This is a genomic window from Bradyrhizobium sp. USDA3516, assembly GCF_057651995.1.
On record NZ_JBYGYN010000003.1, the window covers coordinates 227194 to 240363 of the forward strand.

The 13170-nt window shown below is 65.8% G+C and carries 15 protein-coding genes and 1 riboswitch; of the genes, 8 read left to right on the top strand and 7 right to left on the bottom strand.

From position 1 onward, the window contains the following. The first annotated feature begins 202 nt into the window (after positions 1-202). Together AC24YW_RS11260 and AC24YW_RS11265 are read left to right on the top strand one after the other, a co-directional pair. Positions 203-820 carry a hypothetical protein gene (locus tag AC24YW_RS11260; protein ID WP_487482798.1) on the top strand — a complete coding sequence of 206 codons (618 nt, stop codon included), beginning with the start codon at positions 203-205 and terminating at the stop codon, positions 818-820. Positions 821-1014: 194 nt separating this feature from the next. Further along, positions 1015-1968 carry a ribose-phosphate pyrophosphokinase gene (locus tag AC24YW_RS11265; protein ID WP_487482799.1) on the top strand — a complete coding sequence of 318 codons (954 nt, stop codon included), beginning with the start codon at positions 1015-1017 and terminating at the stop codon, positions 1966-1968. A gap of 113 nt (positions 1969-2081) precedes the next feature. Here the strand turns inward: AC24YW_RS11265 and AC24YW_RS11270 are convergent, their stop codons facing one another. Next, entirely contained in the window at positions 2082-2642 is a 561-nt protein-coding gene (locus AC24YW_RS11270; protein ID WP_487482800.1) for a 6,7-dimethyl-8-ribityllumazine synthase, read from the bottom strand. A 78-nt stretch (positions 2643-2720) separates the two neighbouring features. Then, positions 2721-2879, bottom strand: a riboswitch (FMN riboswitch). A gap of 434 nt (positions 2880-3313) precedes the next feature. Here AC24YW_RS11270 and AC24YW_RS11275 point away from each other — a divergent pair. Together AC24YW_RS11275 and proC are read left to right on the top strand one after the other, a co-directional pair. Continuing rightward, a complete protein-coding gene (locus tag AC24YW_RS11275; protein ID WP_487482801.1) occupies positions 3314-3814 on the top strand; it encodes a type III secretion system chaperone family protein in 501 nt (166 codons plus the stop codon). Between the two features lie 214 nt (positions 3815-4028). Continuing rightward, positions 4029-4853, top strand: coding sequence for a pyrroline-5-carboxylate reductase (proC, locus tag AC24YW_RS11280; RefSeq protein WP_487482802.1), 825 nt, complete (start codon positions 4029-4031; stop codon positions 4851-4853). A gap of 3 nt (positions 4854-4856) precedes the next feature. Here proC and AC24YW_RS11285 read toward each other — a convergent pair whose 3' ends face one another. The 5 genes from AC24YW_RS11285 to AC24YW_RS11305 all read right to left on the bottom strand — a co-directional run bounded on the left by AC24YW_RS11285 (position 4857) and on the right by AC24YW_RS11305 (position 9143). After that, a complete protein-coding gene (locus AC24YW_RS11285; protein WP_487482803.1) occupies positions 4857-5249 on the bottom strand; it encodes a thioesterase family protein in 393 nt (130 codons plus the stop codon). Between the two features lie 135 nt (positions 5250-5384). Continuing rightward, positions 5385-5588, bottom strand: coding sequence for a tautomerase family protein (locus AC24YW_RS11290; protein ID WP_025033847.1), 204 nt, complete (start codon positions 5586-5588; stop codon positions 5385-5387). A 121-nt stretch (positions 5589-5709) separates the two neighbouring features. After that, complete coding sequence (hisS, locus tag AC24YW_RS11295) at positions 5710-7230, bottom strand: histidine--tRNA ligase (RefSeq protein WP_487482804.1); 1521 nt, start codon at positions 7228-7230, stop codon at positions 5710-5712. Positions 7231-7270: 40 nt separating this feature from the next. Continuing rightward, positions 7271-7795: a YegJ family protein gene (locus tag AC24YW_RS11300; RefSeq protein WP_487482805.1), complete on the bottom strand. Its 525-nt coding sequence runs from the start codon at positions 7793-7795 to the stop codon at positions 7271-7273. 265 nt (positions 7796-8060) lie between these two features. Further along, on the bottom strand, positions 8061-9143 hold the full coding sequence (locus AC24YW_RS11305; RefSeq protein ID WP_487482806.1) for a branched-chain amino acid aminotransferase: 1083 nt from the start codon (positions 9141-9143) through the stop codon (positions 8061-8063). A gap of 339 nt (positions 9144-9482) precedes the next feature. On the opposite strand from AC24YW_RS11305, the gene AC24YW_RS11310 reads away from it, so the two are divergent. Genes AC24YW_RS11310 through AC24YW_RS11325 form a run of 4 tightly spaced genes read left to right on the top strand, consistent with a single transcriptional unit; the run spans position 9483 to position 12608 of the window. Then, a complete protein-coding gene (locus AC24YW_RS11310) occupies positions 9483-10025 on the top strand; it encodes a MarR family winged helix-turn-helix transcriptional regulator (RefSeq protein ID WP_057027673.1) in 543 nt (180 codons plus the stop codon). Further along, on the top strand, positions 10022-10753 hold the full coding sequence (locus tag AC24YW_RS11315) for a response regulator (protein WP_487482807.1): 732 nt from the start codon (positions 10022-10024) through the stop codon (positions 10751-10753). The genes AC24YW_RS11310 and AC24YW_RS11315 overlap by 4 nt, the downstream gene beginning before the upstream one ends. A 20-nt stretch (positions 10754-10773) precedes the next feature. Further along, entirely contained in the window at positions 10774-12162 is a 1389-nt protein-coding gene (locus AC24YW_RS11320) for an ATP-binding protein (RefSeq protein WP_025033840.1), read from the top strand. 35 nt (positions 12163-12197) lie between these two features. Next, a complete protein-coding gene (locus AC24YW_RS11325; RefSeq protein WP_487482808.1) occupies positions 12198-12608 on the top strand; it encodes a hypothetical protein in 411 nt (136 codons plus the stop codon). 8 nt (positions 12609-12616) lie between these two features. Here the strand turns inward: AC24YW_RS11325 and AC24YW_RS11330 are convergent, their stop codons facing one another. Further along, the gene (locus AC24YW_RS11330) at positions 12617-13147 is read right to left on the bottom strand and encodes a DUF3617 domain-containing protein (protein ID WP_487482809.1); all 531 of its coding nucleotides are present in this window, start codon (positions 13145-13147) and stop codon (positions 12617-12619) included. Positions 13148-13170: the final 23 nt, after the last annotated feature.

Genomic DNA, 13170 nt, shown 5'->3' on the forward strand with positions numbered 1-13170 from the left:
CAGCACGCAAGTGATGCGCCGCAGAGCCGGGGCCCATGTCTCTGCAATCTCAATGTCGGCGGCAATCTGGGTCCCGGCTCTGCGCAGCAGCGTTGCACGCTGCAGCGCGTCCGGGACACACGAGTAGCCCCGGAATGACAGTGGCCTGTGTCGCGCCCGCCCTAGACCTTAATCGATTTTAACGATATCGCTGCCCTCCATAATGAGGGACGCGTCATTCATCTTCGGCCGCGCGGGTTTGCGCGTATTGGCGGTCATGCTGCTGGCAGCGGCGGCCGCGCTGGGCGGCTGCGCCGGTGGCGGCGGCAATGCCGTCAATTCCTATGCGATGGCGCCGAGCGCCGGCAGCGGGGCCACCGTCGCCTTCGAATCGATCGACGGCCCACCCCCGCAAGTGTTCGACCGCATGGTCGGCGTGCTCGACAGCGAATCCAAGCTGCGCAGCCTGTCCGTGGTCTCCCGCGAGGGCGCGGCTGCCTATCGCGTGCGCAGCTACCTCTCCGCCCAGGTGGTGCGCGGCAAGACCGTGATCGCCTGGGTCTGGGACGTCTACGACGCCAACCAGCAGCGCGCGCTGCGCCTCTCCGGCGAGGAACCGACCTCGGCAAAGGGCGGCCGCGATCCCTGGCAAGCTGCTGATGATCTGGTGCTGCGGAAGATCGCCCAGGCCGGATTCAGCGGACTTTCCAACATGATCAACGGAACGCCGGATGCACCCGGTGCGGCTCCGGCGTTGCGTGGACCGGCAGTGGCCAGCGTCATCAAGGACGCTCCCGCGCCTGACATGCCGGCCTCAGCACTCGGCTATGCCGAGCAATAACCCCCGCTAAACCACGGCCTCAACTTGCGGCCAAACCGTTGGCCCGACTCAGGATTTTCAAAGGGAAAACGTAGCATCCCGGGTTGCCATTGCAGGCTTCCGCCTGATATTTCCTCGCCCGTCGTAACCGTGCTGCCAGCGGGTATTTTCTCATGTTGAAGGTCGTATCCAGCAAAGCGCGGGAGGAAGCGTCCATGTCGGCCAAAAACGGCTCCATCAAGCTCGTCGCCGGCAACTCCAATCCGGCCCTCGCCCAGGCGATCGCGCAAGGTCTCGACCTGCCGCTGACCAAGGCGGTGGTGCGGCGCTTCGCCGATATGGAGATCTTCGTCGAGATCCAGGAGAACGTCCGCGGCTCGGATGCCTTCGTCATCCAGTCGACCTCGTTCCCCGCCAACGACCATCTGATGGAATTGCTCATCATCACCGACGCGCTGCGCCGCTCCTCGGCGCGCCGCATCACAGCGGTGCTGCCCTATTTCGGCTACGCCAGACAGGACCGTAAGTCCGGCTCGCGCACGCCGATCTCGGCCAAGCTCGTCGCCAACATGATCACGCAGGCCGGCGTCGACCGCGTCATGACGCTCGACCTGCATGCCGGCCAGATCCAGGGCTTCTTCGACATCCCGACCGACAACCTGTTCGCGGCGCCGCTGATGGTGCGCGACATCAAGGACAAGTTCGACCTGACCAAGACGATGGTGGTCTCGCCCGACGTCGGCGGCGTCGCCCGCGCGCGCGGCCTCGCCAAGCGCATCAACACCCCGCTCGCGATCGTCGACAAGCGCCGCGAGCGGCCGGGCGAGTCCGAGGTCATGAACGTGATCGGCGACGTCTCCGGCCACACCTGCATCCTCGTCGACGACATCGTCGATTCCGGCGGCACGCTGGTGAACGCGGCCGATGCGCTGCTCGCCAACGGCGCCAAGGACGTCTACGCCTACATCACCCACGGCGTGCTCTCCGGCGGCGCGGCTGCCCGCATCTCCGGCTCCAGGCTGAAGGAACTGGTGATCACCGATTCGATCCTGCCGACCGACGCCGTGACCAAGGCCCCGAACATCCGCACCCTGCCGATCGCCAGCCTGATCTCGGATGCGATCGCGCGCACGGCGGCGGAAGAATCGGTGTCGAGCCTGTTCGACTGACAGCGTCATTCGGGGGCGGCGCGCAAGCGCCGAACCCGGAATCCATCTTGCAGCAAATCGTGTCGATCGATGGATTCCGGGCTCGCGCTACGCGCGCCCCGGAATGACCGCCACTACCCCACGATTCCCGCTGCGACCTGACCGCGCAGGCGCTCCAGGCCGTGCAACGTCTCGGCACAGGCGGCCGCGACCTCGACGCCCTTGATCGCAAAGTGCTTGCGGAAGAAATCGTAGTGCACCTCGGTCTCGTGGAATTGCTGCGGCGTCAGCACGGCCGAGAACACCGGCACCTCCGTGCGCAGCTGCACGTCCATCAGCGCCTTGATCACAGTGTCGGCGACGAATTCGTGGCGGTAGATACCGCCGTCGACGACGAGACCGGCGGCGACGATCGCGGTGTAGCGCCGCGTCTTGGCGAGGACCTGCGCGTGCAGCGGGATCTCGAACGAGCCCGGCACCTCGAACACGTCGACATGGGTGAGGTGACGCGCCTCGGCTTCCTTCATGAAGGCGATGCGGGCTTCCGCGACCACGTCGCGGTGCCAGCAGGCCTGCACGAAGGCCACCCGCTGCGGCTTGGCGAAGCGCGGATGCGCAGGGGCCGGCTCCGCGGGAACCGGCGGCGGCTGTATCTGGGACGTTTCGGTTTGGGGGTCTTGCAGCATCTGATTCATGGCTTTCCTCGGTTTAAGGACCAGAATCAGGGCACACGGAACGACAAACAGCCGCATCGTTGCGATGCGTCTGCCAGCGACCGTTCTCTTTCATCCGGACTTTAACCGTCGGCTTCGGAGTTGCACCGAATCTGCTGACCCTTCCGTGCGGGAGAACCCTCGCGGAAGGCGCTCGCGGGCTTGGGCCTTGCGGCCCTTACCGCCGGTGGGGACTTTCACCCCGCCCTGAGAACATCGGCCGTCCGGGATGAACGGCCTGTCCGGAAATATGCCGCCGGCGGGCAGTCGCGGCAAGCGTGTTCCGCATGGGCAAAGCGCATGGTCCCATGCCCACAGGGCGGTCCGGCCCCTCGCCCGGCGGAATTTGCGCTGAGCGTTTTTTGCAGAATCCGATTCCGATTTGTTCTCGTCCGTTAAGAATTGTGGCGGAGATGAGCTGTGGACGAACGAGTCCTGGCTTGTGGACGGACTCGCGACCCCGTTGCGCAGATTCCGCAAATCACATCACTTGATCCGCGACAGGCCGCGCTGATCCGAGGGATCGCAACAGCGACTCCGAGGGGATTGCAAAGGCTGATCCGAGGGGACGCCGCAGCGACGTTTAGGGAGTGCGCGCCGGGCCCAACCGCGTGCGTATCAAAGACAACAAGAAGGCAAGAGGTCGAGACGGCATGTCCCTGCTCGAAGGCACTATCGATTCCAGAAACCATCCGCTCGCGGTGGTCGAGGACATCGCCGCCAACAACAACTGGCCGTTCGAACGCTCCGGCGAGGACGAGCTCACGATTGTCTCCAAGGGACAATGGACCGACTACCAGCTCTCCTTCACCTGGATGGGCGAGATCGAGGCGCTGCATCTGGCCTGCGCCTTCGACATGAAGATTCCGCCCGCGCGCCGCGGCGAGGTGCAGCGGCTCGTCGCCGCCGTGAACGAGCAGCTGTGGGTCGGCCATTTCGACCTGTGGACCAACACCGGCATGGTGATGCACCGCCAGGCCCTGGTGCTGCCGGGCGGCCTCACCGCTTCGCCCGCGCAATGCGAAGTCATGCTCGCCGGCGCGATCCATGCCTGCGAGCGCTACTTCCCCGCATTCCAGTTCGTGGTGTGGGCCGGCAAGAGCACCGCGGAGGCGATGGACGCGGCGATGTTCGACACGGTGGGCGAGGCTTAGGGCTCGCCTTTCCAGCGTCGTCCCGGACGAGCGAAGCGAAGATCCGGGACCCATTCCGCGTGATGGCCACTTGGGGCCCGCGGCTTGCTGCCAACACCTCGATCCACTAGAACCGCCTGTGGTTATGCGACGAGCAAGCGCTCGCGCAGGGATCCCCGCCCCGTGCGCAATTGCGCACCAGGCGGGGATGACACCTGAGTGTGTGGCAACGGCGATGGCAAACAATCCTCTTCAAGACATCACCGGCACCATCCTGCTCGCCGGCGCCGGCAAGATGGGCGGCGCGATGCTGACGGGATGGCTTTCGGGCGGGCTCGATCCTCGCCGCGTCGCGGTGATCGAGCCGCACATTGCGCCCGAGATCTCCGCGCTGGCCGCCAAGGGCGTCGTGCTCAATCCTGATGTGAGCACCACGGGCGCCGTCGAGACGCTGGTCGTGGCGGTGAAGCCGCAGATGTTCCGCGAGGCCGGCGCCAGGCTGAAGCCGTTCGTCTCGGACAAGACCGCGGTGGTCTCGATCATGGCGGGCACCACGATCGCCGCGCTCCGGGAGGTCTGCGGCGGCGCCGTGGTGCGCGCGATGCCGAATACGCCGGCCGCGATCGGCCGCGGCATCACCGTCGCCGTCGCAGCGGACGACGTCAGCGCCGCGCAGCGCGCGGTGGCCAATGCGCTGCTGCGCGCCACCGGCTCGGTCGAGTGGGTCGAGGACGAAGGCTTGATGGACGCGGTCACCGCGGTGTCCGGCTCAGGGCCAGCCTATGTGTTCCTGCTCACTGAGGAGCTCGCCCGCGCCGGCGTCGAAGCGGGACTGCCGGAGGCGCTTGCGACCAAGCTCGCCCGCGAGACCGTCGCCGGCTCCGGCGAGCTGCTGCACCGGTCGGACCAGCCAGCGAGCACGCTGCGCCAGAACGTCACCTCGCCCGGCGGCACTACGGCCGCAGCGCTCGGCGTGCTGATGGGCGAGCCGGGCCTGCGCGATCTCATGATCCGCGCCATCGCCGCGGCGACGCAGCGGTCGAAGGAATTGGCGAAGTAGCGGCTACGCTCCCAACCGCTTGTTGAACATCTCGACATTCACGAGGCCGCGGGCGTGGCGGCCTTCGCCGAGCTTGCGCGTGCCCTCGAACGCCTCGACCTCGAAGCGGATGACGCGGCGCTCGACCGCGACCACCTTTGCGGTGGTCCGCACGGTTGCGCCGACGAGCGCTGCGGCAAGATGGCGGATGTCGACCTCGGTCCCGACCGTGACCCAGCCCGGCTGCAGCGCTGAGCGGATCGCATCGCCCGATGTCATCTCCATCTCCAGGATCATCATCGGCGTCGCATAGACAAACGGCATGCCTGATACGAAATGCCCGACGGTGCGCTCCACCGGAACCACCAGCGTGCGCTCGGCGCTCATGCCTGTCGTGATGAAGTCTCGTGCGTCCATGGTGTGCTTGCTCGCCATTCCGGAGCGCGGGAAGCGCGAACTATGGTGCGCAGTTGCGCACCTGAGAATCCAGAGATTGTCGATCGAGATTCCGGGTTCAGCCCTGGCGGGCTGCCCCGGAATGACGCCAGCGTGTCATTTCTTCGCCGCCGCCGCGCGCTCCACGAAGGTCTTGCCGCCCTTCATCTTGTGGCGGAGCGGGGCTTCGTTGATCTGGATGACGACGGCATCGGCATCGACGCCGAGATTCTTCACCAGCGCCTGGGTGATGTCGCGCATCATGCCGGCCTTCTGCTCGTCGGTACGGCCTTCGGCCATGCTGATGGTGATCTCAGGCATTTGTTCGCTCCCTCTTCTCTATCCGTCATGGCCGGGCTTGTCCCGGCCATCCACGTTCTTTTCCATCAAACAAGACGTGGATGCCCGGGACAAGCCCGGGCATGACGGCGCCAGCGAATGGCTAGCCCCACTCTACGTCATGGCGGGCCAGGACCTCGCGCACTTTCGCGACGAGATCGGCTTCGCTGCACGAGAACTGCGCCGGCCGGGTCTCGCGCCATTCCTGGTTGGAGGCGATCGCGGCGGCCGCCTTGGCGCCCTCGATCAGGTCCTTGACCTGCACTTCGCCGCGCGCCTTTTCATCCGAGCCCTGGATGATGACGCAAGGTGAGTTGCGGCGGTCGGCATATTTGAGCTGGTTGCCCATGTTCTTGGGATTGCCGAGATAGAGCTCGGCGCGGATGCCGGCACCTCGCAGGCTCGCCACCATTTTCTGGTAGTCGGCAACGCGGTCGCGGTCGAACACGGTGACGACGACGGGGCCGAATTCGGGCCGCGTGTCGAGCTTGCCGAGCAGCGTCAGCGCCGCCTGCAGCCGCGACACGCCGATCGAGAAGCCGGTCGCCGGCACCGGCTCGCCGCGGAAGCGCGAGACGAGACCATCGTAGCGCCCGCCGCCGCCGACCGAGCCGAAACGCACGGGACGGCCCTTCTCGTCCTTGGTCTCAAGCAGGAGTTCGACCTCGTAGACGGGACCGGTGTAATATTCGAGGCCGCGCACCACGGAGGGATCGATCTTGATGCGGTCAGCACCGTAACCCGACGCCGTGACCAGTTTTGCAATTTCCTCCAGCTCGCTCACGCCGGCCTGACCGACTGCACTCTTGGCAAGGTAGGTTTCCGCTGCGGCAATGGCCTCTTTCCAATCCTCGCGCGGTTTGGTGATGGCGAGAACGACGTCAGCTTCATCCGCGCTCAGATTGGCGCCCTTGGTGAAGTCGCCCTTGCCCTCCTCGCCGCCGTCCCAACGGCCGGGGCCGAGCAGCTTGCGCACTTCGTCGGCAGAGAACTTGTCGAGCTTGTCGATCGCGCGCAGCACGGTCAGCCGGCGCGACGCGTTCTCCTCGCCACCAAGGCCGATGGCCTCGAGCACGCCGTCGAGCACCTTCCGGTTATTGACCTTCACGACATAGGAGCCGCGCGCGATGCCGAGCGCCTCCATCGTGTCCGCCGCCATCATGCAGATCTCGGCGTCCGCCGCCGGCGTCGCCGAGCCGACCGTATCGGCATCGAACTGCATGAACTGGCGGAAGCGGCCGGGGCCGGGCTTCTCGTTGCGGAACACATAGCCGACGCGGTAGCTGCGATAGGGCAGCACCAGAGCGTCGGTGCCGTAGCGCTCGCCGACATAGCGGGCGAGCGGCGCGGTCAGATCGTAGCGCAGGCTGATCCATTGCTCGTCGTCGTCCTGGAACGAGAACACGCCCTCGTTCGGACGATCCTGGTCGGGCAGGAATTTGCCGAGCGCGTCGGTGTATTCCATCGCCGGCGTCTCCACCGGCTCGAAGCCGTAGAGCTCGTAGACGGCGCGGATCTTCTCGACCATCTCGCGCGTCGCCCGGATCGCGGCAGCGTCGCGATCCTCGAGCCCGCGCGGCAGGCGCGCCTTCAGTTTCTGGGGTTTTTTGGGTTTCTCGGCCATGCGCGGCGTTTACCAGCCAGCGCGGGAGGCGGCAACTGCCCTACGGCTGCTCCATTCGCGCCCGGAGCGCGTCGGCGTCGGCCTTCGGCATGGATTTCAGCGTCGGCTTGATGGTCTCGCCGCCGACGATCTTGCCGTTGCGCATGAACATCCAATCCGAGATGTCGGCCTCGGTGAACTTGACCGGATCGCCTGCGTGCTTGCCCGGGATGTCGCGCGGCTCGTTGGCGAAGAGGCCGGAATAAGCGCCGTCCGGCAGCTTCTTCACCTCACCGATCCAGATATGCTCGCCGCCCTTGCGGGTCGGGAAGCGTACCTTCAAAGCGTGCCCGGTCTCCGTCGGCTTCGCCGATTCATAGGAGGCCCAGAAGGTCGGCAGCGAGCCGCGGGCGCGAGCGATCGCGGTGTTCATCTCGGGGTCGGTGGTGCGGACGTCGACGATGGGCGAGCGGTCCTGCGCTGCGACCTCGTGGGTCGGACCGGTGGTCAGGATGCCGAAGGCGCAGACGCCGGTGACGGCGGCGAGAACGACCCATTTCATGGGTTGGGAGAGTTTCATTGCCATGATCGCGATGTCCGGGATGCTTGTTGTGTCCTGGCTTTGTCGCATGTCGGCAGCAGCGCGTTCAGTGCGCAACAGTCCACAAACGTTTTGCTTTTTACCCTCCCCTGGAGGGGGAGGGTCGGCTCGCATCTGAGCGTAGCGAAGATGAGAGACGGGGTGGGGTGACGGTCTCTCCACATCGAACACTGCCCGAGTGGAGAGATCACCCCACCCCGCTCGCGCTACGCGCGATCGACCCTCCCCCTCCAGGGGAGGGTGAAGAATCTCAAAACACCTTGCGGATCCAGTTGTGAGGATCGTTGGTGCGACCGTACTGGATGTCGACGAGCTGCTTGCGCAGGCCCATGGCGACCGGGCCGGCGACGCCGCCCGAGATCTCGAAGTCGCCGCTGACCGAGCGCACCTTGCCAATCGGCGAGATCACCGCGGCGGTGCCACAGGCGAACGCTTCCTTCAGCCTGCCTGAGGCCGCGTCCTTGCGCCACTGCTCGAGCGTATAGGGTTCTTCGCGCACCGTCTTGCCCGCGTCGCGGGCGAGCGTGATGATGGAGTCGCGGGTGATGCCGGGCAGGATGGTGCCGAGCGGCGGCGTCGACAGCGAGCCGTCGTCGAACACGAAGAACACGTTCATGCCGCCGAGCTCCTCGATGTAGCGGCGCTCGACCGCGTCGAGGAAGACGACCTGGTCGCAGCCATGCTGGATCGCCTCGGCCTGGGCGCGCAGGCTCGCGGCATAATTGCCGCCGCATTTGACGGCGCCGGTGCCGCCGATCGCGGCGCGCGTGTAGTTCTCCGACACCCAGATCGAGACCGGCGCGGGCCCGCCCTTGAAATAGGAGCCGACAGGCGATGCGATCACCGCAAACATGTATTCGGACGACGGCTTGACGCCGAGGAAGGTCTCGCTCGCGATCATGAACGGCCGCAGGTAAAGGCTGCCCTCGCCGCCCGGCATCCAGGCGCGGTCGATGCGCACGACCTGCTCGACCGCCTCGATGAAGACGTCTTCGGGCAGCTGCGCCATCGCCATGCGATCGGCCGAGTCCTTGAAGCGGCGCGCATTGGCGTCGGGACGGAACAGGTTCACCCCGCCATCGTCACGCTTGTAGGCCTTCAGGCCTTCGAAGATCTCCTGGGCGTAGTGCAGGACCGCGCCGGCGGGATCGAGCTGGAAGTTGGCGCGCGCCTCGATCTTCGCCTCGTACCAGCCGCCCTTGGCCTGGCTGTAGCGGACGATGGCCATGTGATCGGTGAAGACCCGCCCGAAGCCGGGATCCACCAGCTTGGCGACACGGTCCTTCTCGGGCGTCGGATTGGATGCGGGCTGGATGTCGAATGTCATGCTCATGTCCTTGCCTCCCGCTGCCGGTGGCGGCGCTGTTTCTCGCGCCCGCCTGCCCTTTCAGGGCCCGGCTGGCTTGATTGGTTTTCTGGCCGGACCGCCGCCAGCCATGTTACGGCCGGTTTCCGCAGCCAGCATGTCGGGCAGGACATGCTTTTGCGGAAGGCGGAAGTCCAGTATGTTTTGCCGAAATGCCGCTCGACAATCGCACGGTAGATCTACTTCGGCCGTCGCCGCCTGTCCGGCTCTCTCCGGCCGTCCTGCTACGATGCCGCCCGGCGCGAAACGATCTAAAATTTCGTGCGGGTCAATCGTTTTGTAACATTGAACCCAAGATACGTCAATATGCCTGACATAAATTTCGCGACTCCTTCTCAAGACGCTGCCGCGCCCCGGCCGGCGGCAGGCGATGGAGGCAATTTGCGCTGGGATATCATCGAGCTGCTGTTCTTCGCCTATCGCGATTTCGTCGGCGATCCCGACCAGGAGCTGGAGGCGTTCGGCTTCGGCCGGGCCCACCACCGGGTCATGCATTTCGTCTACCGCTATCCCGGGCTCAAGGTCGCCGATCTGCTCGACGTCCTGCGCATCACCAAGCAATCGCTCGGCCGGGTGCTGAAGCAGCTCCTGGACGAGGGCTATATCGTGCAGAAGACCGGCGACAATGATCGCCGCCAGCGCCTGCTCTATGCGACGCCGAAGGGCGAGGCGCTGGTGCAGAAGCTCGCCGGACTGCAGACCACGCGGATCACCAGGGCGCTCGCGGAGATGGGGCCGCAGGACGCCGAGACGGTCAAGCGCTTCCTGCGCGCGATGATCGACCGCGACGATCCGGACAAGGTGCTGGAGACGATCTTCGCTTCCGTCAAACAAGACGCCAAGGAGTGACCGTGCCGCTCGCAGCTACGCTCGCGCGCCCGACGGTGCAACCGGCCGACGATGCCCCGCATCTCCTGCTGGTCGACGACGACCGCCGCATCCGCGACCTGCTCTCGCGCTTTCTTGCAAGTGAAGGCTACCGCGTCACCACCGCGGCGAGCGCCGGCGACGCGCGTTCGAAGCTGATGGGCCTGCATTTCGATCTCCTGATCCTCGACGTCATGATGCCCGGCGAGACCGGCTTCGACCTTGCCCGCTTCATCCGCACCTCGTCGTCGGTGCCGATCGTGATGCTGACGGCGCGCCACGAGGCGGAAGCCCGCATCGAGGGCCTGCAGATCGGCGCCGACGATTACGTCGCAAAGCCGTTCGAGCCGCGCGAGCTGGCGCTGCGCATCAACAACATCCTCAAGCGCGCCGCGCCGCCGCCGCAGGCGACGACGATCGAGAAGATCGCCTTCGGCCCCTATGTCTACCATCTCGAGCGTGGCGAGCTGCGTCAGGGCGAGGAGGTCATCCACCTCACCGACCGCGAGCGCGAGATGCTGCGGATTCTCGCGGAGACGCCGGGCGAGACCGTGCCGCGCAGCGCGCTGACCGGCAATGGCAGCGTCAACGAGCGCGCCGTCGACGTGCAGATCAACCGCCTCCGGCGCAAGATCGAGACCGATCCCGCCAATCCGCTGTTCCTGCAGGCGGTGCGCGGCATCGGTTACCGCCTGGTGGCCTCGCCTTAGACCGTAGTGAAGCGCGCCCGATGAGCACGATCGACACCGGCCTGACGCTTCTGAAGAGCGCAGCCGGCCGCGTCTCGGCCGCCAACGGCTGGATGGGCAACGCGTTCAAGGGCTGGATGCCGACCGGCCTCTACGCCCGCGCCCTGCTCATCATGATCGTGCCGATGGTGATCCTGCAATCGGTCGTCGCCTTCGTGTTCATGGAGCGGCACTGGAACACGGTGACGCGCCGCCTGTCGGCCGCAGTGGTGCAGGACATCGCCGCACTCATCGACGTCTACAAGGGCTATCCCCAGGACAAGGACCGCAACGAGATCCGCCGCATCGCGCAGCAGCGGCTCGGCCTCGTGGTCGATTTCCTGCCTGCTGGCGACATGCCGCCGCCTGGACCAAAGCCGTTCTTCTCGCTGCTCGACCAGACGCTGTCGGTGCAGCTCGGCCGCCAGATCGGCCGCTCGTTCTGGATCGACACCGTCGGGCGCTCCAATCTGGTCGAGATCCGCATCCAACTCGACGATGCCGTGATGCGCGTGTTCGCGCAGCGCAGCGCCGCCTATGCCTCGAACTCGGAGATCTTTCTGTTCTGGATGGTCGGCACGTCCTCGATCCTCTTGATCGTCGCGGTGCTGTTCCTGCGCAATCAGATCAAGCCGATCCTGCGCCTTGCCGATGCCGCCGAGAGTTTCGGCAAGGGCCGCGAGGCGCCGAATTTCCGGCCCCGCGGCGCGCGCGAGGTGCGGCGCGCCGCGGTCGCCTTCCTGGAGATGAAGTCGCGCATCGAGCGCACCATGGAGCAGCGCACCGCGATGCTCGCCGGCGTCAGCCACGATCTGCGCACCATCCTGACCCGCTTCAAGCTCGAGCTGGCGCTGATCGGCGACAGCCCCGAGCTCGAAGGCATGCGCAAGGACGTCGACGAGATGTCGATGATGCTGGAGGATTACCTTGCGTTCGCCCGCGGCGATTCCGGCGAGCAGTCGCAGCCGACCGACATGGCGCAGGCGCTCGAGGAGCTGCGCAGCGATGCCGAGCGCCACGGCCATACCGCGACCGTCGCGTTCAACGGCCTGCCCGTGGTGACGGTGAAGCCGGCCTCGTTCAAGCGCTGCCTCGCCAACCTCGTCACCAACGCAGCGCGCTACGGCAAGAACATCGCCATCACCGGCCAGCGCGATCACCGTTATTTGACCGTCACCGTCGACGACGACGGCCCGGGCATTCCCGCCCACTTGCGCGAAGAGGTGTTCAAGCCGTTCCTGCGGCTGGACAACGCCCGCAACCAGGACGAAGGCGGCACCGGCCTGGGGCTCGCCATCGCCCGCGACATCGCCCGCTCGCACGGCGGCGACATCACGCTCGGTGACAGCCCGATGGGGGGATTGAGGGCGAGCGTGAGGATACCGGTATAGATGAATGCGGCGCGGCAATCCTGCGGAGTTGAAGAATGAGTGGCACGGATGGATTCGTCGCTAAGTTCGTCTCACCATTCGATGAGAGCGCAGTCATCATCGAGGATGATGGCAAGGTGGCCTACGCCTACATGCTCGATCGAAACCGGAAGATCTGTAGCGACGTCTGGCTCTACAATCGCTGCCCAACCCCGATTGAGCCTGAGTGGCACGACCCGGCGAACCTGCCGTTCGCCAATGCGGCGTCGTTCGTCAACGAAAGCTCTCGCTTCGCCCCTCCCGGCTCGACCCACGAATTCGCCGTCACGTGGGATGGAGCCGGCGGCCCTGTCGCCGCCAAAATCCTGCTGCGCGATGACTATTTCGCGAGATTGGAAGCCGGGAGTCAGCCGGGCTGGTCAGCCTTGGCTGCCAAGGACGGTCCGCTGGCGCAGGTGTTAAAATAGCACCCCACCTATTTCGGCAGCAGCGCCTTCAGCTTGTCCATGTCGCGCGTGTTCATCTTGAAGCCGCCGGGCATGACGATGTCGCCGGGCTTCTGATCCGGCTTGCAGGCCCCCAGCCACTTGGCTTGCAGCGTCGTGGTGCTGTCGCGCCCCGCCGCGCCGGCAACGCCGCCTTTTGCGTGTGAAGTGGTCTTCACCGTGTAGGCCGAGTTGAAATCGCCGGTGATCTCGGCATGCGAGGTCGTGCTGACGCCGGCGACGCTGCACTCGGAATCGCTGACATAGCCGGTCGCGGTCTTCTTGATCTCCTGCTTGGCGCAGATCTGCTTGGCCATCGGGGAGACGTTGTTGCTCATCTCCTTGTCGACGGTCTCGTCGGTGCAGTGCTGCATGGTCATTTCGGGCACGGGCGAGCCTGATGTGACCAGCTTCATCTCCCAAAGACCGGCCTTGCGCAGCGGCAGTTCGTCGGCGCCGGCGCTGCCTGCCGACAAGGCGAGGCAAAGCATCGAGCCGAGCAAAGCGGGTTTGCGCGTCATGAGAGAAGCTCCCGGCTGAGAGA